Source organism: Streptomyces sp. NPDC001450, from assembly GCF_053597295.1.
In genome coordinates, this window is record NZ_JBSFHY010000077.1 from 1 (window position 1) to 20,565 (window position 20,565).

Genomic DNA, 20,565 nt, shown 5'->3' on the forward strand with positions numbered 1-20,565 from the left:
CGCCTCCTGCGGGACGTGGCCGAGAACCGCCAACTGGGCGACGTCACCACACTCACCGACTCCACGGTCATGGACCTCATCCAGACCAAACTCCCGGCGGCACCCAGCGAGGACTGAAACCCACGGCCGAAGGTGCGCCCGGCGACGACTCACCGGGCGCACCTTTTGGGCATAACGCGCATATCGTACGGATCACCGGATGCATCCCACGGCAACCTTAGGTAAACTAAGCAAACCCCAACGCGAAACGATCCCAAGGTGTGCCGGGAAGTCTGGTCGGCAAGCGCTCCGTCCTGCCCACCGACCCGGAGGTCCCCGCCGTGGCCGCGCCCCGCACCCCGAACACCGCCCGCAAGGTTCTCGGACGCCTGTCCCTGCCCGAGCGGACCTTCGTCGCGGATGCGCTGCGCACCGAGACCGTCGGCGGTGTCCTGCTTCTCGTCGCCACGGTGACGGCGCTGGTCTGGGCGAACATCCCCGCCCTGCAGCACAGCTACGAGGCGGTCAGCCACTTCCACTTCGGCCCGAGTGCCCTCGGCCTGAACCTGTCCGTGGCCCACTGGGCCGCCGAGGGCCTCCTCGCCGTCTTCTTCTTCGTCGCCGGCATCGAGCTCAAGCGCGAGCTTGTCGCCGGGGACCTGCGCGATCCCAGGGCGGCGGTGCTGCCCGTGGTGGCCGCGCTGTGCGGGATGGCCGTACCGGCGCTCGTCTACACGCTCACCAATCTCACCGGGCACGGCTCCACCCAGGGCTGGGCGGTGCCCACCGCCACCGACATCGCCTTCGCGCTCGCCGTCCTCGCGGTCATCGGCACCTCGCTGCCCGGCGCGCTGCGCGCCTTCCTGCTCACCCTCGCGGTCGTCGACGACCTGTTCGCCATCCTGATCATCGCGATCTTCTTCACCGAGCGGATCGACTTCGCGGCCCTCGGCGGGGCCGTCGCCGGGCTGGCGGTCTTCTGGCTGCTGCTGCGCAAGGGTGTGCGCGGCTGGTACGTGTACGTGCCGCTGGCCGTCGTCGTCTGGGCGCTGATGTACAACAGCGGCGTGCACGCCACCATCGCCGGCGTGGCGATGGGCCTGATGCTGCGCTGCACCACCCGTGAGGGTGAGGAGCACTCGCCGGGCGAGCACATCGAGCACCTGGTGCGGCCGCTGTCGGCCGGGCTCGCCGTACCGCTGTTCGCGCTGTTCAGTGCGGGGGTGGCGGTCTCCGGCGGGGCGCTCGGGGACGTGTTCACCGAGCCGGAGACGCTCGGGGTGGTGCTCGGGCTGGTCGTCGGCAAGACGGTCGGCGTCTTCGGCGGCACCTGGCTGACGGCCCGCTTCACCCACGCGGAGCTCAGTGAGGACCTGGAATGGGCCGACATCTTCGCGGTGGCCTCCCTCGCCGGGATCGGCTTCACCGTCTCGCTGCTCATCGGCGAGCTGGCCTTCGCGGGCGACACGGTACTGACCGGCGAGGTGAAGGCGTCCGTCCTCGCCGGATCGCTGATCGCGGCCGTGTGTGCCACGGTGCTCCTGAAGATACGCAACGCCCGCTACCACAGGCTGTGCGAGGACGAGGAGCGCGACGAGGACCGGGACGGCATCCCGGACGTCTACGAGCAGGACGACCCGGCCTATCACCTGCGGATGGCGGACATCTTCGAGCGCAAGGCCGCCGAGCACCGCCGTATCGCCGCCGAGAAGGCCGCCACGGCGCGCCACGGGGTTGCGGAAGTGACGGGCGGGGCAGGCGAGGACGACGGTCGTCCGGCATGATCTGACGAGACGGTACAAATCAAGACGGCAGATACGACTTCAGAGGGAGAACGCGATGAGCGCACCCGACGGCAGCCCGGTCGGCGCCGAACGCAGCATCGGCCAGCTGTTCGCCTCGGCGACGACCGATTTGTCGGCGCTGGTGCACGACGAGATCGCGCTGGCCAAGGCCCAGCTCAAGCAGGACGTGAAGCGCGGTGCGACGAGCGGCGGCGCGTTCACGGCGGCGGGCGCGGTGCTGCTGTTCTCCTTGCCGATGCTCAACTTCGCGCTCGCGTACGGCATTCGGACCTGGAGCGGCTGGAACCTGGCCATCTGCTTCGTGCTGTCCTTCGCGGCGAACGTACTGGTCGCCGGTCTGCTCGCCCTCATCGGCGTGGTGTTCGCGAAGAAGGCCAAGAAGAGCCAGGGCCCGCAGAAGGTCGCCGCGTCGATGAAGGAGACGGCGAGCGTCCTGCAGAACGCCAAGCCGCACCCTCGCCCGGAGCTGCCACAGAACCGGGCACCCGAGGCCATCGAGGCTGTGGCACGCTCGTCGTCATGACGGAGCCCGCCGCGGCATCGGCCGTAAGGATCGACCTCCCTCACGGGGAGAAGGTGACGCACCGGGATGTCGCCGCCAACGGCGCGCGCTTCCACATCGCCGAACTCGGCGACGGCCCCCTGGTGCTGCTGCTGCACGGCTTCCCGCAGTTCTGGTGGACGTGGCGGCACCAGCTGGTCGCACTCGCCGACGCGGGGTACCGGGCGGTGGCCATGGACCTGCGCGGTGTCGGCGGCAGCGACCGCACCCCGCGCGGGTACGACCCGGCCAACCTCGCCCTGGACGTCACCGGCGTCATCCGCTCGCTCGGTGAGCCGGACGCCGCGCTGGTCGGCCACGACCTGGGCGGCTATCTGGCGTGGACGGCGGCGGCGATGCGGCCCAAGCTCGTCCGACGGCTCGCGGTCGTGTCGATGCCGCACCCCCGGCGCTGGCGCTCCGCGATGCTCCGGGACGCCCGGCAGACGGCCGCCAGCTCCTACATCTGGGGCTTCCAGCGGCCGTGGATCCCGGAGCGTCACCTGACCGCCGACGACGGCGCGCTGGTGGGCCGGCTGATCCGGGAGTGGTCCGGGCCGCGGCTGCCGGAGGACGCGGACGTGGAGACGTACCAGCGGGCCATGTGCATCCCGTCCACCGCGCACTGCGCGATCGAGCCGTACCGCTGGCTGGTGCGCTCACTGGCCCGCCCGGACGGCATCCAGTTCAACCGCAGGATGAAGCGGCCGGTTCGGGTGCCGACGCTCCATCTGCACGGCTCACTGGACCCGGTGATCCGCACGCGCAGCGCGGCCGGCTCGGGCGAGTACGTCGAAGCCCCGTACCGCTGGCGCCTGTTCGACGGCCTCGGCCACTTCCCGCACGAAGAGGACCCCGCGGCCTTCTCCACCGAACTCGTCAACTGGCTGATGGATCCCGAGCCGGACCGGTAAACGGTTCGGTGCGTGGAGTATCCCGATCCTGAACAGTTGTCCCTCGAACGGCCACATGCCTGCCGCATAGGCCAATTGGGGGGCGCGGAGGCGGTTATCGACCTTGGGGCAGGGGCAGACGTCGGGGTATGGGCTGGACGCACGACTACAGTGACGCACCCCGCAACCGCCGCTCGGCCGCCGGGCCGAGCTCCTCACAGCGAGGCACTCCGCAGCTCGCGGAGGCGGACCTCAGGGTGGGAATTCCGCGCATCCTGCGCCGCCGGGCCCGCTGGGTCTCCGTGCGCCTGCGTCACCCGCGCGGCTGAACCGCGCGGGACGCATCCCCAACACCCTTACAGGGCACAGCTGTCGGTGCCCACCTGCTCGTTCGCCGCACGGCCCCGACTGATGTCCTGCTGGATCTCGTCGGCCGTGAGCGCGTAGCCGGTGTCGGCGTCGTCGAGGGACTTGGCGAACACCACGCCGTACACCTTGCCGTCGGGGGTGAGCAGCGGGCCGCCGGAGTTGCCCTGGCGGACGGTCGCGTACAGGGAGTAGACGTCGCGGCTGACCGTGCCGCGGTGGTAGATGTCCGGGCCGTTGGCCGTGATGCGCCCGCGCACGCGCGCGGCACGGACGTCGTACGAGCCGTTCTCCGGGAAGCCCGCGACGATCGCCCCGTCGCCGCCGGCCGCGTCCTGCTTGGTGAACCGGAGGGCGGTCGCCTTCAGGTCCGGTACGTCGAGCACGGCGATGTCGCGCTTCCAGTCGTACAGGACGACCTTCGCGCCGTACTTGCGGCCCTCGCCGCCGATCTGCACGGAGGGCGCGTCGACGCCGCCGACGACGTGCGCGTTGGTCATGACGCGGCGGTCGGCGAAGACGAAGCCGGTGCCCTCCAGAACCTTGCCGCAGCTCTGGGCGGTGCCGGTGACCTTGACGATGGAGCGCTGGGCCCGGGTGGTGACCGGGCTGTTCGCCAGGGCCGGGTCGGGCGGCTCCACGTCCTTGATCGGCTCGTTGGAGAAGGGGCTGAAGACCTGCGGGAAGCCGTTCTGCGCGAGGACCGAGGTGAAGTCCTTGAACCAGGTGTCGGCCTCGGCGGGCAGCGCCTGCGACACGCCCAGGAGAACCTTGGAGTTGCGGACCTCCTTGCCCAGGGTCGGCAGCGTGGTCTGGGCGAGCGCGGAGCCGATCAGCCAGGCGACGAGCAGCATGGCGACGACGTTGACCAGGGCGCCGCCGGTGGCGTCCAGGGCGCGCGCCGGGGACCAGGTGATGTAGCGGCGCAGCTTGTTGCCGAGGTGGGTGGTCAGGGCCTGGCCGATGGAGGCGCAGACGATGACGACGACCACGGCGACGACGGCGGCGGTGGTGCCGACCTCCGCGTTGTCGGTCACGGCGTCCCAGATGACGGGCAGCGTGTACACGGCGACGAGACCACCGCCGAGGAACCCGATCACCGACAGGATGCCGACGACGAAGCCCTGGCGATAGCCCACGACCGCGAACCACACGGCGGCGACCAGCAACAAGATGTCCAGCACGTTCACAGGCGACACCCTGTCATGACCGCCAGTCGAGCGGGACCTCGTTCTCCCTGTTCCAAGGGCGCTCCCAGCCCGCGAAGTGCAGCAGGCGGTCGATCACTCCGGCCGTGAAACCCCAGACCAGAGCCGATTCGACCAGGAATGCCGGACCCCGGTGACCGCTGGGGTGGACGGTGGTGGCGCGGTTGGCGGGGTCCGTGAGATCCGCCACGGGGACGGTGAAGACCCGGGCGGTCTCGTTCGGATCGACGACGCCGACCGGGCTGGGCTCGCGCCACCAGCCGAGCACGGGCGTGACGACGAAGCCGCTGACCGGGATGTACAGGGCGGGCAGGACGCCGAAGAGCTGGACGCCGGCGGGGTCGAGGCCGGTCTCCTCCTCGGCCTCGCGCAGCGCGGCCCGCAGCGGCCCGTCGCCGTGCGCGTCGCCGTCCTCCGGGTCGAGGGCGCCGCCGGGGAAGGACGGCTGGCCGGCGTGGGAGCGCAGGGAGCCGGCCCGCTCCATGAGCAGCAGCTCGGGGCCGTGCTCGGCCTCGCCGAACAGGATCAGCACGGCCGACTGCCGGCCCGAGCCGTTCTCCGGCGGCAGGAAGCGGCTGAGCTGGCGCGGCTCGACCGTCTCCGCGGCCCGCACCACCGGGTCCAGCCAGCCCGGCAGGCCCTCCTTGCTCAGCGTGACCGGACCCCTGTGCGTGTCGTGCGTGTACGTCATCGCCACCCCCGTCCTGCCGTGTCCAACGCCGCTGGGACCCGAGATCGTTCCGTCATCCGGCCCCCAGCGGCGGCGCCGGCTTGCCGCCCGCGTCGAGGTAGGCCTGCGGGGGCTTCAGACGCTGGCCCGGGAAGCCGCCCTTCTCGTACTTCAGGAGCTTCTTCGCCTTCTCCGGGTCCGTCTCGCCCTCGCCGTAGGCCGGGCAGAGCGGGGCGATGGGGCACGCGCCGCAGGCGGGCTTGCGGGCGTGGCAGATGCGGCGGCCGTGCCAGATCACGTGGTGGGACAGGTCGGTCCAGTCGCTCCTCGGGAACAGCGCGCCGACGGCCGCCTCGATCTTGTCGGGGTCGGTCTCGTCGGTCCACTGCCAGCGCCGCACCAGCCGCTGGAAGTGCGTGTCCACGGTGATTCCCGGGCGCCCGAAGGCGTTGCCGAGGACCACGAAGGCGGTCTTGCGGCCGACGCCGGGCAGCTTGACCAGGTCCTCCAGCTTTCCGGGGACCTCGCCGCCGAAGTCCTCGGCGAGGGCCTTGGAGAGCCCTGTCACCGACCGGGTCTTGGCCCGGAAGAAGCCGCAGGGGCGCAGGATCTCCTCGACCTCCTCCGGGTTGGCGGCGGCCAGGTCCTCGGGGGTGGGGTACTTCGCGAAGAGCGCCGGGGTGGTCTGGTTGACGCGCAGGTCGGTGGTCTGGGCGGACAGCACCGTGGCGACCAGCAGCTGGAAGGGGTTCTCGAAGTCCAGCTCGGGGTGGGCGTACGGGTAGACCTCGGCGAGCTCGCGGTTGATCCGGCGGGCACGGCGGACCAGGGCCGTGCGGGACTCGTTGGCAGTCGGTTTTTTGTGAGGTACCTTTTGTCCTGATTTCATACTTTTATTACTTCCGCCAGGGTCTTGTTCGCCCACAGCGGAATCCCGACGTACAACCACCCGCCCAGCCCCCTTGGCCTGTGCTCTCACCGGCGATTTGGACACCCGGCCAGCCTAAAGCCAGGCACCGACATCCGCCCCGGACCCGGAAGATCAGCCCCCGATTGGACCCCTGCCGCTTACCTTGGGACACCTGTGCGGCATCCTTGTGACAGATCACACTGTTTGGATCGTCCGGCAAAATGGGGAGCACGGTCCCCTGGTACCAAGGGGGAGCAAGATCCCCTGAGCAGGTCGACAAGGAGAGAACTCGTGGACGACGTTCTGCGGCGCAACCCGCTCTTCGCGGCTCTCGACGACGAGCAGGCCGCGGAGCTTCGCGCCTCCATGAGTGAGGTGACCCTCGCACGCGGCGACTCGCTGTTCCACGAGGGCGACCCCGGCGACCGGCTGTACGTCGTCACCGAGGGCAAGGTGAAGCTGCACCGCACCTCCCCCGACGGCCGCGAGAACATGCTCGCCGTCGTCGGCCCCAGCGAGCTGATCGGCGAGCTGTCGCTGTTCGACCCGGGCCCGCGCACCGCGACCGCGACCGCGCTGACCGAGGTCAAGCTGCTCGGTCTCGGTCACGGCGACCTCCAGCCCTGGCTGAACGCGCGCCCCGAGGTGGCCGGCGCCCTGCTCCGCGCCGTCGCCCGCCGACTGCGCAAGACCAACGACGCCATGTCCGACCTGGTCTTCTCCGATGTGCCCGGTCGCGTGGCGCGCGCCCTGCTGGACCTGTCCCGCCGCTTCGGCGTGCAGTCCGAGGAGGGCATCCACGTCGTGCACGACCTCACGCAGGAGGAGCTGGCCCAGCTGGTGGGCGCCTCGCGCGAGACCGTGAACAAGGCGCTGGCGGACTTCGCCCAGCGCGGGTGGCTCCGCCTGGAGGCGCGGGCCGTGATCCTGCTGGACGTCGAGCGGCTGGCCAAGCGGTCTCGCTGAGGTCTCTGGGGGCCGGCGCCCCCAGACCCCCGCTGTCGGCCTGAACGGCTTCGCCCTCGAACGCCGGACGGGCTGATCGATGCCGACCGGCACCAAAAACAAGCCGCTTCACCGTTCCCCTCAGGGCACAGTGAACACATGGCCGAACCCCCTGTCCCCCATGGCCTGGACGCCCGGGGCTTCATCGAGCGCGAAGGCTCCCTCGCGCGCGTGCCGCACGCGTTCCGTCCGGTCGTGGCCGCCGCGCGCGACCTGCTGCTGGACGCCTTCGGGACGCGGCTGCACAGCGCCTACCTCTACGGGTCGATTCCGCGCGGCACCGCGCGCGTGCGGCACAGCGACCTGGACCTGCTGGTGGCGCTGCACGAAGAGCCCGCCGCCGCCGACCGGGAGGCCGTACGTGCCCTCGGCGAGGCGCTCGACAAGGAGTTCCCGCAGATCGACGGCGTGGGCACGCTGCTGTACGGCCGGGCGCGGCTGCTGAGCGACCTGGAGAGGTACGACCTGGGCTGGTTCGTGGCCTGCCTGTGCACCCCGCTGCTCGGGGACGACCTCGCCGAGTACCTGCCCCGCTACCGCCCCGACTCCCTGCTCGCCAGGGAGACCAACGGCGACCTCGCGCTGCTCCTGCCCCGCTGGCGGGAGCGGATCGCCGCCGCCGCGGACCGTGAGGAGGCCCGGCGGCCCCTGGTGCGCTTCATGTCCCGTCACCTGGTCCGCACCGGCTTCACCCTCGTCATGCCCCGCTGGAACGGTTGGACCAGCGATCTGCGGGAGATGGCCGAGGTGTTCGGCGCGTACTACCCCGAGCGGGCCGCGGAGCTGCGCAGGGCGGCGGAGTACGGCTACGAGCCAGTCGGCGACCCGGACGTCCTGCGGTCGTACGTGGACGACCTCGGCCCCTGGCTCGCCGCGGAGTACGCGCGCGTGCACGGCGTCAAAGCCCCACGGCCGGATCAGCCCCTCGGCCGGACCAGACCCTCGGCCGGACCAGCCCCTCGGCCGGACTAGATCAGCCCGTGCTCGCTGAGGTAGTCCATCTGGGCCCGCACGGACAGCTCGGCCGCGGGCCACAGGGAACGGTCCACGTCGGCGTACACATGGGCGACGACCTCGGCCGGGGTGCCGTAGCCGTCCTCGACGGCCGTCTCGACCTGGGCGAGGCGATGGGCGCGGTGGGCGAGGTAGAACTCGACCGCGCCCTGGGCGTCCTCCAGGACCGGCCCGTGGCCCGGCAGGACCGTGTGCACGCCGTCGTCCACGGTCAGGGACCGCAGACGGCGCAGGGAGTCCAGATAGTCCCCCAGGCGGCCGTCGGGGTGCGCCACGACCGTCGTACCGCGCCCGAGGATGGTGTCGCCGGTCAGCACGGCCCGGTCGGCCGGGAGATGGAAGCACAGCGAGTCCGAGGTGTGCCCGGGGGTCGGTACGACCCGCAGCTCCAGGCCACCGACGCTGATCACGTCCCCGGCGGCCAGGCCCTCGTCACCGAGCCTCAGCGCCGGGTCGAGCGCACGCACGCGCGTGCCCGTCAGACCGGCGAAGCGGGCGGCGCCCTCGGCATGGTCGGGGTGGCCGTGGGTGAGCAGGGTGAGCGCGATCCGCTTGCCGGCCTCCTCGGCCGTGTCGACGACGTTGCGCAGATGCGTGTCGTCCAGCGGACCCGGGTCGATCACCACGGCCAGCTCGGATCCGGGCTCGGCGACGATCCAGGTGTTGGTGCCGTCCAGGGTCATCGCGGAGGCGTTGGGTGCCAGCACGTTGACGGCCCGTTCGGTGGCGGGGCCCGAGAGAACGCCGCCGCGGGGCTGACCGGGCAGGGCTGCGGCGTCGGTCATGCGGGGCCTCCACCGGTACTCGGAGCGGTCGGGACGTGCTTGGTGAACTCGTCGTGTCCCGGCCAGGACAGCACGATCTCGCCGCCCTCCAGGCGGGCGCGCGCCAGTACCGGGGTCATCTCGCGCGCGGGGGCGGCGGCGAGCGCCTCGGCGGCGGTGGCGTGCGGGAGCAGCTGGCGCAGGGTGGCGATGGTGGGCGGCATCATCAGCAGCTCGCCCTTGTCGTACCCGGCCGCGGCCTCCTCGGGGCGGATCCACACCGTGCGGTCGGCCTCCGTGGAGGCGTTGCGGGTGCGCTGGCCCTCGGGGAGGGCGGCGACGAAGAACCAGGTGTCGTAGCGGCGGGACTCGAACTCCGGGGTGATCCAGCGGGTCCAGGCGCCGAGGAGGTCGGAGCGCAGCACCAGGCCGCGCCGGTGGAGGAACTCGGCGAAGGAGAGGTCGCGGGCGACGAGCGCGGCGCGGTCGGTCTCCCAGTCGTCCCCGGTGGTGTCGCCGACGACGGAGTCCGGGTCGGGTCCGGCGAGCAGGACGCCCGCCTCCTCGTACGTCTCCCGGACGGCCGCGCAGACGATCGCCTGGGCGCCGGCCTCGTCGACGCCGAGCCGGTCGGCCCACCACGCGCGCGTGGGGCCCGCCCAGCGGACCTGGCGGTCGTCGTCGCGCGGGTCGACACCGCCGCCGGGGTACGCGTACGCGCCTCCGGCGAAGGCCATGGAGGCGCGTCTGCGCAGCATGTGGACGACCGGGCCGGCCGCGGTGTCCTTCAGGAGCAGCACCGTGGCCGCGCGCCTCGGGGACACCGGGGTGAGGGTGCCGTCCGCGAGTGCGCGGATGCGATCGGGCCACTCCTCGGGGTACCACTGACCGTTCGCCATGGCCGGAGGCTATCCCGTATAGGGCGAATGTTCGAGAGGTACCCGAGGTCAGAGGGGCTGAGCGACCTCAGGGAACCAGCTCGACCTGGATCTCGACCTCCACCGGCGCGTCCAGCGGCAGCACCGCGACGCCCACCGCGCTGCGGGCGTGCACGCCCTTGTCGCCGAGGACCTCGCCGAGCAGCTCGCTGGCGCCGTTCACGACACCGGGCTGCCCGGTGAAGTCGGCGGCCGAGGCGACGAAGCCGACGACCTTCACCACGCGCGCGATGCGGTCCAGGTCGCCGGTGACGGACTTCACGGCGGCCAGCGCGTTCAGCGCGCAGGTGCGGGCCAGTTCCTTGGCCTCCTCCGCGGTGACCTCGGCGCCCACCTTGCCGGTGACCGGAAGCTTGCCGTCCACCATCGGCAGCTGGCCGGAGGTGTACACGTACACACCGGACTGCACGGCCGGCTGGTACGCGGCCAGCGGCGGGACGACCGCCGGCAGGGTCAGGCCCAGTTCGGCCAGCTTGGCCTCGACCGCGCTCACGCCTGCTTCTCCCGCTTCAGGTAGGCCACGAGCTGTTCGGGGTTGTTGGGCCCGGGCACGACCTGGACGAGCTCCCAGCCGTCCTCGCCCCAGGTGTCCAGAATCTGCTTCGTGGCATGGACGAGCAGCGGCACGGTTGCGTATTCCCACTTGGTCATGGGCCGACTGTAGCCGCTGTGACCCACGGGACAGGCGGACGGCCATGAGCGCCGTTATCCACAGCCTCCCGCGTGGCCGTCGGCCGGACTGGTTAGTCTCGAAGGCGTGAGCAGGCTCCAGGTCGTCAGCGGCAAGGGCGGGACCGGAAAGACGACGGTCGCCGCCGCACTCGCGCTGGCCCTCGCGACCGAGGGGAAGCGGACGCTTCTCGTGGAGGTCGAGGGCCGGCAGGGCATCGCACAGCTCTTCGAGACGGAGGCGCTGCCCTACGAGGAGCGGAAGATCGCGGTCGCTCCGGGCGGCGGGGAGGTGTACGCCCTCGCCATCGATCCCGAACTGGCCCTTCTGGACTACCTCCAGATGTTCTACAAGCTCGGCGGCGCGGGCCGGGCCCTGAAGAAGCTCGGCGCGGTCGACTTCGCGACCACCATCGCGCCGGGCCTCAGGGACGTCCTGCTCACCGGCAAGGCGTGCGAGGCGGTGCGCCGCAAGGACAAGTCCGGGCGGTTCGCGTACGACTACGTCGTCATGGACGCCCCGCCCACCGGGCGCATCACCCGCTTCCTCAACGTCAACGACGAGGTGGCCGGGCTCGCGCGGATCGGCCCGATACACAACCAGGCGCAGGCGGTGATGCGGGTGCTGAAGTCGCCGGAGACGGCGGTGCACCTGGTGACGCTGTTGGAGGAGATGCCCGTCCAGGAGACCGCCGACGGCATCGCCGAACTCCACGCGGCACGGCTGCCGGTGGGCAGGGTCATCGTGAACATGGTCCGGCCCCAGGTGCTGGACGCGACCGACCTGGAACTCGTACGGACCGTGCCGCGTTCCTCCGTCGCGCGGACCTTGTCGGCCGCGGGGCTCGGCGGGGCGCGGCGGGGCGGGAACGCCGAGCGGCTGGTGGTCCCGCTGCTGGAGCAGGCCGCGGAGTACGCCGAGCGGCACGCGCTGGAGCAGGAGCAGCGCGCGGTCCTCGGCGACCTGGACCTGCCGCTGCACGAACTGCCGCTGCTCGCCGAGGGCATGGACCTCGCGGGCCTGTACGAACTCGCCACCGAGCTGCGGAAGCAGGGGTTGTCATGAGTCCGGACCCGGCCGAGGCGCAGGACGCCGCCCGCCCGCACCTCTCCGCCGCGCGCGTGCTCGACGTCGACCCGCTGCTGGACGACCCGAGGACCCGGATCGTGGTGTGCTGCGGCTCGGGCGGGGTCGGCAAGACGACGACCGCGGCGGCGCTGGGTCTCAGGGCGGCCGAGCGGGGCCGCAAGGTGGTCGTCCTCACCATCGACCCGGCCCGCCGGCTCGCCCAGTCGATGGGCATCGACTCCCTCGACAACGTGCCCCGGCGGGTGAAGGGCACCGAGGGCGACGGCGAGCTGCACGCCATGATGCTCGACATGAAGCGCACCTTCGACGAGGTCGTCGAGGCGCACGCGGACCCGGAGCGGGCGGCCGCGATCCTGGCCAACCCCTTCTACCAGTCGCTCTCGGCGGGGTTCGCGGGCACGCAGGAGTACATGGCGATGGAGAAGCTGGGCCAGCTGCGGGCCAGGGACGAGTGGGACCTGATCGTGGTCGACACCCCGCCGTCCCGCTCGGCGCTGGACTTCCTGGACGCGCCCAAGCGGCTCGGCTCCTTCCTGGACGGCCGCCTGATCCGGCTGCTGACCGCACCGGCGAAGCTCGGCGGCCGTGCGGGGATGGCCTTCCTGAACGTCGGGATGTCGATGATGACCGGCACGCTGGGCAAGCTGCTGGGCGGTCAGCTGCTGAAGGACGTACAGACCTTCGTGGCCGCGATGGACACCACGTTCGGTGGTTTCCGCACGCGCGCGGACGCCACGTACAAGCTGCTTCAGGCGCCCGGCACGGCGTTCCTGGTGGTGGCGGCCCCGGAGCGGGACGCGCTGCGGGAGGCCGCGTACTTCGTGGAGCGGCTGGCCGCGGAGAACATGCCGCTGGTGGGACTGGTGCTCAACCGGGTCCATGGCAGCGGCGCCGGCCGGCTGTCGGCCGAGCGGGCGCTCGCCGCCGCGGAAAATCTTGAGGAGCCCCGCATTGTGGATCAGGGGGGCGGGAAAGCTGGACTTCGTAACTCTCCCGACACGTACGGCAGTTCAGAATCTCCCGCTTCCGCAACACCGGCTCCGGACGACGGCTCCCCCGCCTCGGACGACGGTTCACCGGCCGTGGACAGCGACTCACCTGACGACTGCCCCCCAGACCCGGACACGGACGCGGGCACGGAGCGGTCCGTCGACCAGCTGACCGCAAGCCTGCTGAGGCTGCACGCGGAGCGCATGCAGCTGCTCTCGCGCGAGCAGCGCACGCGTGACCGCTTCACCGCCCGCCACCCCGAGGTGGCGGTCGTCGAGGTACCCGCACTGCCCGGTGACGTGCACGACCTCACGGGCCTGCGCGACATCGGGGACCGGCTGGCGGCGGGACGGACGGAGCTGTCGTAGCGCTCGCCGCGGACAGCCCAGCCACCCGGGCCCCGGCCGTAAACGGGCGCACATCTGACCGAGCTGTGCGCCGAGCTCGTACCCGCCTGCCGAGCGGGCGTTGCCCCAAGGGCACGCCCACGCACAGCAGGTGTTCAGCGGGTGTTGTCCCAGGACACACGTCCGACCGCTGCTTCCCATGCCTCATGGCCGGTCGGAGTGGCCCCGGGCCCGTGCCGGGGGGCGATGCCCTCAGCTCACCGCCGCGTAGTTCTCGTACACCTCGTCGCTGTCGAGGGGCACGATGCCGACGCCACGCTCGTACTCCAAGCGGGCGGTTTCCAACAGCCTGCGCCAGGAGGTCACGGTGGGCCGCCGGCGCAGCAGTGCGCGGCGTTCCCGCTCCGTCATGCCTCCCCACACGCCGAACTCCACACGGTTGTCCAACGCATCGGCCAGGCATTCGGTGCGTACCGGACATCCGGTGCACACCGCCTTGGCCCTGTTCTGCGCTGCTCCCTGAACGAACAGTTCATCCGGATCGGTAGTGCGGCAGGCAGCCTGCGCACTCCAGTCGGTTACCCAGCCCATACCGGCGCCGTCCTCTCCCGAATCGAGGCTCCCCCACGGCGGCAGCGGCATATTCACCGCCGCCAGTTGAGGACGTTACGGAAGGTGGGGACAGCGCAACACCCCCTTCGGGCCCAATCTTGAATGGCCCGAACGGACTATGGGTAAGCGGCAGATCACCCGCGGGAGTGAGCTGGCGACATGCGTGATCATCCCGGCAAACCGGGACAGCTGTGGTGCGCCACAAAGGGCGCCGGGTGACACACGAGGCGGATTCGGACACGCCCCCATCAGAAAGTCGGGGTACTTCCGGAACGATTCGGGGTCGTTGGACGTATTGATACGTGGCCGCACTGCCGTGACAGTTGAGAGCAGCTTAGGCCAAGGCCTGCGCGCGTGTCCGGCGAATGAGAAGCTACGCGTTCTGCTTTGCCGTGCCGTGATGGAACGCTCATCACAACGGTTTAGGCTGCCCCCATGCCAAAGAAGCGCTCGGGCGGTGGCCTGTCGGCAACGCAGCAGGCCGCCAAGTTCCTCGGTGTCAGTGTGCTCGCGGGAGCCGTGATGGCGGGCATCGCGCTGCCCGCTGCCGGCGCGCTCGGACTCGCGGCCAAGGGCTCGGTCAAGGGCTTCGACGAGATCCCGGCCAACCTCAAGAGCCCCCAGCTCAGCCAGCGCACGACCATACTGGACAGCCAGGGCAACCAGCTCGCGACCGTCTACTCCCGCGACCGTACGGTGGTGGACCTCAAGGACATCTCGCCGTACATGCAGAAGGCGATCGTCGCGATCGAGGACTCCCGCTTCTACAAGCACGGCGCGATCGACCTCAAGGGCGTGCTGCGCGCCCTGAACAAGAACGCGCAGAGCGGCGGGGTCGCCCAGGGCGCCTCCACGCTCACCCAGCAGCTGGTGAAGAACTACTTCATCGAGGAGGCCGGCGACGACCCCACCAAGGTCGCCGAGGCCACCCAGCAGACCCTCGGACGCAAGGTCCGCGAGCTGAAGTACGCGATCCAGATCGAGGAGAAGCTGGGCAAGAAGAAGATCCTCGAGAACTACCTGAACATCACCTTCTTCGGTGAGCAGGCCTACGGCGTCGAGGCCGCCTCCCAGCGCTACTTCTCCAAGCACGCCAAGGACCTGAACGTGCAGGAGTCGGCGCTGCTGGCCGGCATCGTCCAGTCCCCGAGCCGCTACGACCCGGTGAACGACGAGGCCGAGGCCACCAAGCGCCGCAACACCGTCCTGCAGCGCATGGCCGAGCTCGGCGACATCTCCCAGGCGGAGGCCGACCGGGCCAAGGAGAAGCCGCTCGGCCTGCACGTCAGCCAGCCGAAGAACGGCTGCATCACGGCCACCAAGGGCGCCGCGTTCTTCTGCAAGTACGTCGAGAACGTCTTCCTGACCGACCCGGCCTTCGGCAAGACCCGCGAGAAGCGCGCCCAGCTCTGGAACCGCGGCGGCCTCACCATCCGTACGACGCTGGACCCGCAGGCGCAGGAGTCCGTGCAGGCCTCCCTGAAGGAGCACGTCCACAAGTCCGACAGCGTCGCCGCGGCGTCCACCCTGGTCGAGCCCGGCACCGGCAAGGTCCTGGCAATGGGCCAGTCGAAGCCCTACGGCTACGGCAACAACGAGACCGAGTACAACTTCTCGGTCAACCGGGACATGGGCGGCTCCAACTACGGCTTCCCGACCGGTTCGACGTTCAAGCCGTTCGTGGCGGCGGCCGCGATCGAGGGCGGCAAACCGGCGACGCAGGAGTACTCGGCGCCGTACAAGATGAACTACCCGAGCCCCGTCCAGCGGTGCAGCAGCAACCCCTACGTCAACACCAAGGGCGAGACGGTAGAGAACGAGAACGAGTCGGAGAAGGGCCCGTACCGCATGAAGGAGGCGATGGCGAAGTCCATCAACACCTACTTCGTGCAGCTGATCTCCGACATCGGTCTGTGCCCGGTGGTGAAGATGACCGACGCACTGCACGTGGTGCAGGGCGACGGCTCGAAGCTCCCGGAGACCCCCTCGATCGCCCTCGGCTCGATCGGCCTCTCCCCGCTGACCATGGCGAACGCCTACGCCACCTTCGCCGCGCGGGGCATGTACTGCACCCCGATCGCCATCGAGTCGATCACCCAGAAGATCGGCAACGAGCAGAAGTCGCTCGAGGTCCCCAAGTCGACCTGCTCGCGCGCGATGAGCGAGAAGACCGCCGACACCGTCAACACCCTGCTGCGCGGTGTGGTCGACTCCGGTACCGGCCAGCAGGCGGGCCTGACCGACCGCGAGAGCGCGGGCAAGACGGGTACGACGGACGAGCGCAAGAACGCCTGGTTCGTCGGCTACACCCCCAACCTGGCCGGTGCGGTCTGGGTCGGCAGCGCCAAGCAGAACGTGAAGATGACCGGGATCACCATCGGCGGGGTCTACCACGACCTCGTCTTCGGTGGTCAGGTCCCCGGCCCGATCTGGAAGGACGCCATGACCGGCGCCCTCGCGGGCAAGGCGGCCCCGAACTTCAACCTGGTCGACATCCCCGACGACGACACCAACGGGAAAGGCCGGGGAAAAGGCCAGGGGAACGACGGCGGCAAGAACGGGGACAACACGGGCGGAGTGATCGGCGGACTGATCGGCGGCCTCACTGACGGGGGCACGACCGGCGGCGCCACGGGTGACACCAGCGGCGGCACCTTCCCCACGCCGACGATCTCCCTCCCCGGCAACTTCATCGAGGGGCAGACCAACGGCGGGAACAGGAACGGGGGCACGCGGGGCTAGACCCGGCCGGCCTCACCCGGCATGGCGGCGGGGCCGCACCTCCTGGATGGGGGTGCGGCCCCGCCGTCGTGGTCGGACCGGAGGCCCTTGCCGTTCTCAGCCCTGGAGGAGCTTCTTCACCGCGGCGGCGACGCGGCCGCCCTCGGCCTGGCCGGCCACCTTCGGGTTCACGATCTTCATGACGGCACCCATGGCCCGCGGCCCCTCGGCACCGGCCGCCTTCGCCTCCTCGACGGCCTGGGCGACGATCGCGTTCAGCTCGTCGTCGGACAGCTGCTTGGGCAGGTACGCGGCAAGAACCTCGCCCTCCGCCTTCTCCCGCTCGGCCTGCTCGGGACGACCACCCTGCGCGAAGGCGTCGGCCGCCTCACGGCGCTTCTTCGCCTCGCGGGTGATCACCTTCTGCACCTCGTCGTCGGAGAGCTCGCGCTTCTCCTTGCCCGCGACCTCCTCCTTGGTGATCGCGGCGAGCGTCAGCCGGAGCGTCGAGGAGCGGAGCTCGTCGCGCTCCTTGATCGCGGCGTTGAGGTCGTCGTGCAGCTTCGACTTGAGCGTGGTGGTCATGCGGTCGATTGTCGCAGGTACGACGGCGGGGGCGCCCGCGCATTTACGCGGCGGCCGGTCGCGGGGGTACCCGCGGCCGGTCTCAAGGGGACACCGGGGTCTGACACGATGGTCATATGCGCGCGCGATACGGAGTACCCCTGGGAATCATGGCGGCAGGCGCCGCCGGACTGGCGTACGCGGCGGGCTTCGAGGCCCGCTCCTTCCGCCTCCGACGAGTGACGGTCCCGGTCCTCCCGCCGGGCATGCGCCCGCTGCGCCTGCTCCAGGTCTCCGACATCCACATGGTCGGCGGCCAGCGCAAGAAGCAGCGGTGGCTGCAGTCGCTGGCGGGCCTGCGCCCCGACTTCGTGATCAACACCGGCGACAACCTCTCGGACCCCGAGGGCGTCCCCGAGGTCCTCGACGCGCTCGGCCCGCTGATGGAGTTCCCGGGTGCGTACGTCTTCGGCTCCAACGACTACTACGGCCCCAAACTCCGCAACCCCGCCCGCTACTTGCTGGAGAAGACCAGCGGCCGCCACGGCCTCAACGGCAACCCGCCGGCGGTGGGCGCGATCCACAACCCCTGGGAGGACCTCAGGGACGGCTTCGACGCGGCGGGCTGGCTGAACCTGACGAACACGCGGGGTGTGCTGAAGGTCGAGGGCGTGTCGATCGAGCTGACCGGCCTGGACGACCCCCACATCAAGCGCGACCGCTACGCGCGGGTGGCAGGCGGTCCCTCCGGCACGTACGACTTCTCGATGGGCGTCGTCCACGCCCCCTACCTGCGCGTCCTCGACTCCTTCACGGCGGACGACTACCCCCTGATCCTGGCCGGCCACACCCACGGCGGCCAGCTGTGCATCCCCTTCTACGGCGCCCTGGTCACCAACTGCGACCTGGACACGGACCGCGTGAAGGGCCTGTCCACGCACATGGCGGAGGGCCGTACGTCCTACCTCCACGTGTCGGCGGGCTGCGGAACGAACCGCTACACCCCCGTCCGCTTCGCCTGCCCTCCGGAGGCGACGCTGCTGACGTTGGTGGGGCGGGAGTAAGGGAAGAGGGAGTAGGGGAAGCGGGGAAGCGGGAGGGAAGGGAGCCGGGGGCACGACGGGACCGACGTAACCCACCCGGAGTGCCCCAGATAGCCCATTTCATCCCCCCTGCTTAGCGTGGGGGCATGACCGCCCCCATACCCAGGGAGATCCCGGACCTGCCCGCGGTCCCGGGCCCGCCCCTTCTGCTGCCCGCCCCGGTCCCGGCCACGGCGGTGGTGGCCCCGGTCCGCCGCCCTCTGGCAGCACTGTTCCGCCTCCTGACCGCCCTGGCCGCGGCGGCCGGCGTCGCCCTGGAACTTCTCCTGGGCAGCCCCGCCCGGACCCTGAGCTACTTCAGCGTCCAGACGAACATCCTGCTGGCAGTGGTCATGCTCCTGTCGGCATCCAGGGCCTGGCGGGCCCGCCGCCCGCTGCCCTCGTCCGTGACAGGCGCCACACTTCTCTACGCCGTGATCACAGCGCTGGTCTACCACCTGCTCCTGGCGCACACGGCGCCCCCGTTCTCCATGACGGGCGCGACCGCGCCCCCGGTCCGCTGGCACGCCCAGTGGGCGGCCCTCCAGCTCCTCCACACGGTGGTCCCCCTGGCGGCCGTCCTGGACTGGCTCCTCCTCACCCCCGCGGCCCGCCTGCACCTCCGCCAGGCGGCGAGCTGGCTCCTCTACCCCCTGGCCTACCTGGCCTTCTCGCTGATCCGGGTCGCCTTCCTGTCCCCATCCGCCCTGGACCGCTACCTCTACCCCTTCCTCGACGTCGAGGCCCACGGCTACCGCAGCACCCTGGCGAACGCCCTCCTCATCGGCCTCGCGATGTACGCCCTGGCGGTCCTCCTGATCGCCCTGGACCACGCCCGCCCAACCCCGGTCCGCCACCGTGTCTAAACCGGATTTCGTCTCCGGCCACCAGTGGGCTAAAGTAAACGACGTCGCCGCGACAAGCAGCGGCATCGGGGTGTAGCGCAGCTTGGCAGCGCGCTTCGTTCGGGACGAAGAGGTCGTGGGTTCAAATCCCGCCACCCCGACAGCTGAAACACCAGGTCAGGGCCGGTTTCCCTTCACGGGAAACCGGCCCTGACTCGTTCCACAGAGCCACTGGGGAGTGAATGGGGAGTGGATCAAGGAAATCGACTCCCCGAACATCACCCCTGACGCGCTCTCAGCAGTGCATCGAGCGCGCGCACCGGTGACCGCGGGTGCATGGCAGACCGTTCCGCCAACGCCCCCTCCCACTGCTCGGTCAGGCCGTCCATGAGCCGGTTCCTCATCCGCGCCGTGATGTGCGAGTAGCGGGCTTGCACCGAGCCATCCTCGTGTCCCAGCCGTTCATCCATGAGTTTGGGCGGGGTCCCGAGCTCCTCCATGACTGTCTTGTGGGAGTGCCTGAGCCCGTGCGGAGTGAGGCCCCGTGCGATCGGCAGCCAGCACGCGTCGGCACGCCCCGAGGCATTCCGGCCCCGCGCCGGCACCCCTGGCCAAGGGTGCGCCATCACAGGTACGGGGCGCGCCTCCTGCGGGGCCTTCTTCGGGTACCACCCCGTCGTGGCCGGATGGAACAGCCAGGTCGCGAAACCGGTACGGCGCCAGTGCGCGGCCGTCTCTCCCGACTGGCCCGCACGCACGTAGCCGAGTTCCGCGACGGCTGTCTCCACCCTGATCCGCGTTCGCTCCGCGACCATGTCCGGCCGGTTCAGCACGTTCGAGACCGTTGCCGCAGAGACCTCGGCGCGGCGGGCGACGTCGAGCAGCTTTGCGCCGACGTGCCGGGCAGCACCGTTGGCGGGCCCGTGGCCACGGAACACGTAGGCGTGCTCGTGGCACGGGCAGGGTGCCGACTCGGTCCGGGCGATATGGCTTGCGACCAAGCCAGACAGCCACTTCGGCGTGTCGATGGTCCGGTAGGAGTCGTCCTTGGGCGGGCAGCGCTCGAACTCCCCCGAGTCGAGTTCGTAGAGCTGCCACTCCACCCGCACCGATGCGGGGCGGACGAACTTGCGCTCCAGGCCGACGACTTCGCCCCATCGCATGCCGGTGTAGCCCTTCAGGATCACGGCTACGAATTCGTCATCACGGCCAGACAGCAGCGAAGCGCGCTCGGCTGTCAGCAGGATTCCGAGAGCGTCGGTCACCACCTTCTCGGGGCCGCGGTTCCGGGAGCGTCCGGCGCGCTTGCCTCGGCCGCGCCGCTTGGCTGCCGGGTTGGAGTCGCGAAGTCCTTCATCCATGGCGTCGGCGAGGATGAGGTGCAGCGTGCCGTGCCAGGTCTTCACGCTAGACGCGGCGTAGAGCTTCCGCTCCTTCTTCTCCCAGGCGCCGACGTCGGGTCTGATGCACGATCGGGTGACATCTGAACTGGCTTGCCCTGTGGGGCGGGTGGGAAGGATGTCGCTGTGCCCAAGTCTTATCCGGAAGAGTT

General features: G+C 70.5%; 21 protein-coding genes and 1 tRNA gene. 12 read left to right on the top strand and 10 right to left on the bottom strand.

The window, feature by feature from the left end; translation table 11 throughout:
* Window positions 1–320 precede the first annotated feature (320 nt).
* From nhaA to ACWC5O_RS43575, 4 genes are all read left to right on the top strand, one after another.
* Window positions 321–1,763 carry a Na+/H+ antiporter NhaA gene (nhaA, locus tag ACWC5O_RS43560; RefSeq protein ID WP_450592154.1) on the top strand — a complete coding sequence of 481 codons (1,443 nt, stop codon included), beginning with the start codon at window positions 321–323 and terminating at the stop codon, window positions 1,761–1,763.
* A gap of 55 nt (window positions 1,764–1,818) precedes the next feature.
* Complete coding sequence (locus ACWC5O_RS43565) at window positions 1,819–2,307, top strand: phage holin family protein (RefSeq protein ID WP_450592153.1); 489 nt, start codon at window positions 1,819–1,821, stop codon at window positions 2,305–2,307.
* Window positions 2,304–3,239 carry an alpha/beta fold hydrolase gene (locus ACWC5O_RS43570; RefSeq protein WP_450592151.1) on the top strand — a complete coding sequence of 312 codons (936 nt, stop codon included), beginning with the start codon at window positions 2,304–2,306 and terminating at the stop codon, window positions 3,237–3,239. Before ACWC5O_RS43565 ends, ACWC5O_RS43570 begins: the two co-directional genes overlap by 4 nt.
* A gap of 128 nt (window positions 3,240–3,367) precedes the next feature.
* Window positions 3,368–3,547 (top strand): hypothetical protein, encoded by a 180-nt coding sequence (locus ACWC5O_RS43575; RefSeq protein WP_145887608.1) that lies wholly within the window; start codon window positions 3,368–3,370, stop codon window positions 3,545–3,547.
* 27 nt (window positions 3,548–3,574) lie between these two features.
* Here the strand turns inward: ACWC5O_RS43575 and ACWC5O_RS43580 are convergent, their stop codons facing one another.
* The 3 genes from ACWC5O_RS43580 to nth are packed head-to-tail and all read right to left on the bottom strand — an operon-like array spanning window position 3,575 to window position 6,351.
* On the bottom strand, window positions 3,575–4,774 hold the full coding sequence (locus tag ACWC5O_RS43580; protein ID WP_450592150.1) for a MarP family serine protease: 1,200 nt from the start codon (window positions 4,772–4,774) through the stop codon (window positions 3,575–3,577).
* Window positions 4,775–4,787: 13 nt separating this feature from the next.
* Window positions 4,788–5,483, bottom strand: coding sequence for an NUDIX hydrolase (locus ACWC5O_RS43585; protein ID WP_450592148.1), 696 nt, complete (start codon window positions 5,481–5,483; stop codon window positions 4,788–4,790).
* A 52-nt stretch (window positions 5,484–5,535) separates the two neighbouring features.
* Window positions 5,536–6,351 (bottom strand): endonuclease III, encoded by an 816-nt coding sequence (nth, locus tag ACWC5O_RS43590; RefSeq protein WP_450592147.1) that lies wholly within the window; start codon window positions 6,349–6,351, stop codon window positions 5,536–5,538.
* A 312-nt stretch (window positions 6,352–6,663) separates the two neighbouring features.
* On the opposite strand from nth, the gene ACWC5O_RS43595 reads away from it, so the two are divergent.
* A complete protein-coding gene (locus tag ACWC5O_RS43595) occupies window positions 6,664–7,338 on the top strand; it encodes a Crp/Fnr family transcriptional regulator (protein ID WP_023547771.1) in 675 nt (224 codons plus the stop codon).
* A gap of 138 nt (window positions 7,339–7,476) precedes the next feature.
* Complete coding sequence (locus ACWC5O_RS43600) at window positions 7,477–8,349, top strand: nucleotidyltransferase (RefSeq protein ID WP_450592146.1); 873 nt, start codon at window positions 7,477–7,479, stop codon at window positions 8,347–8,349.
* On the opposite strand, the gene ACWC5O_RS43605 is transcribed toward ACWC5O_RS43600, so the two are convergent.
* The 4 genes from ACWC5O_RS43605 to ACWC5O_RS43620 all read right to left on the bottom strand — a co-directional run bounded on the left by ACWC5O_RS43605 (window position 8,346) and on the right by ACWC5O_RS43620 (window position 10,744).
* Window positions 8,346–9,176: an MBL fold metallo-hydrolase gene (locus ACWC5O_RS43605; RefSeq protein WP_450592144.1), complete on the bottom strand. Its 831-nt coding sequence runs from the start codon at window positions 9,174–9,176 to the stop codon at window positions 8,346–8,348. The genes ACWC5O_RS43600 and ACWC5O_RS43605 overlap by 4 nt on opposite strands.
* The gene (locus ACWC5O_RS43610) at window positions 9,173–10,054 is read right to left on the bottom strand and encodes an NUDIX hydrolase (RefSeq protein ID WP_450592143.1); all 882 of its coding nucleotides are present in this window, start codon (window positions 10,052–10,054) and stop codon (window positions 9,173–9,175) included. The genes ACWC5O_RS43605 and ACWC5O_RS43610 overlap by 4 nt, the downstream gene beginning before the upstream one ends.
* Before the next feature lie 67 nt (window positions 10,055–10,121).
* Entirely contained in the window at window positions 10,122–10,586 is a 465-nt protein-coding gene (locus ACWC5O_RS43615; protein WP_389188751.1) for a RidA family protein, read from the bottom strand.
* Window positions 10,583–10,744 (bottom strand): DUF4177 domain-containing protein, encoded by a 162-nt coding sequence (locus tag ACWC5O_RS43620; RefSeq protein WP_003975360.1) that lies wholly within the window; start codon window positions 10,742–10,744, stop codon window positions 10,583–10,585. Before ACWC5O_RS43620 ends, ACWC5O_RS43615 begins: the two co-directional genes overlap by 4 nt.
* Window positions 10,745–10,850: 106 nt before the next feature.
* Between ACWC5O_RS43620 and ACWC5O_RS43625 the strand changes: the two genes are divergently transcribed.
* Window positions 10,851–11,828 carry an ArsA family ATPase gene (locus tag ACWC5O_RS43625; RefSeq protein WP_450592142.1) on the top strand — a complete coding sequence of 326 codons (978 nt, stop codon included), beginning with the start codon at window positions 10,851–10,853 and terminating at the stop codon, window positions 11,826–11,828.
* Window positions 11,825–13,210 carry an ArsA family ATPase gene (locus tag ACWC5O_RS43630; RefSeq protein ID WP_450592141.1) on the top strand — a complete coding sequence of 462 codons (1,386 nt, stop codon included), beginning with the start codon at window positions 11,825–11,827 and terminating at the stop codon, window positions 13,208–13,210. Before ACWC5O_RS43625 ends, ACWC5O_RS43630 begins: the two co-directional genes overlap by 4 nt.
* A gap of 231 nt (window positions 13,211–13,441) precedes the next feature.
* Here the strand turns inward: ACWC5O_RS43630 and wblA are convergent, their stop codons facing one another.
* Complete coding sequence (gene wblA / locus ACWC5O_RS43635; protein ID WP_179851885.1) at window positions 13,442–13,780, bottom strand: transcriptional regulator WblA; 339 nt, start codon at window positions 13,778–13,780, stop codon at window positions 13,442–13,444.
* Window positions 13,781–14,236: 456 nt separating this feature from the next.
* Between wblA and ACWC5O_RS43640 the strand changes: the two genes are divergently transcribed.
* Window positions 14,237–16,543: a transglycosylase domain-containing protein gene (locus ACWC5O_RS43640; RefSeq protein ID WP_450592139.1), complete on the top strand. Its 2,307-nt coding sequence runs from the start codon at window positions 14,237–14,239 to the stop codon at window positions 16,541–16,543.
* Between the two features lie 96 nt (window positions 16,544–16,639).
* Here ACWC5O_RS43640 and ACWC5O_RS43645 read toward each other — a convergent pair whose 3' ends face one another.
* Window positions 16,640–17,107: a GatB/YqeY domain-containing protein gene (locus tag ACWC5O_RS43645; RefSeq protein WP_100827460.1), complete on the bottom strand. Its 468-nt coding sequence runs from the start codon at window positions 17,105–17,107 to the stop codon at window positions 16,640–16,642.
* Between the two features lie 116 nt (window positions 17,108–17,223).
* Between ACWC5O_RS43645 and ACWC5O_RS43650 the strand changes: the two genes are divergently transcribed.
* The 3 genes from ACWC5O_RS43650 (at window position 17,224) to ACWC5O_RS43660 (ending at window position 19,174) form a co-directional block, all read left to right on the top strand.
* On the top strand, window positions 17,224–18,150 hold the full coding sequence (locus ACWC5O_RS43650; protein ID WP_450592137.1) for a metallophosphoesterase: 927 nt from the start codon (window positions 17,224–17,226) through the stop codon (window positions 18,148–18,150).
* A 125-nt stretch (window positions 18,151–18,275) separates the two neighbouring features.
* Window positions 18,276–19,034 (top strand): Pr6Pr family membrane protein, encoded by a 759-nt coding sequence (locus tag ACWC5O_RS43655; protein WP_450592136.1) that lies wholly within the window; start codon window positions 18,276–18,278, stop codon window positions 19,032–19,034.
* A 66-nt stretch (window positions 19,035–19,100) separates the two neighbouring features.
* Window positions 19,101–19,174: transfer RNA gene (locus tag ACWC5O_RS43660), tRNA-Pro, on the top strand.
* A gap of 117 nt (window positions 19,175–19,291) precedes the next feature.
* On the opposite strand, the gene ACWC5O_RS43665 is transcribed toward ACWC5O_RS43660, so the two are convergent.
* The coding region (locus tag ACWC5O_RS43665; RefSeq protein WP_450781265.1) for a LacI family DNA-binding transcriptional regulator at window positions 19,292–20,565 on the bottom strand (1,274 nt) is incomplete at its 5' end.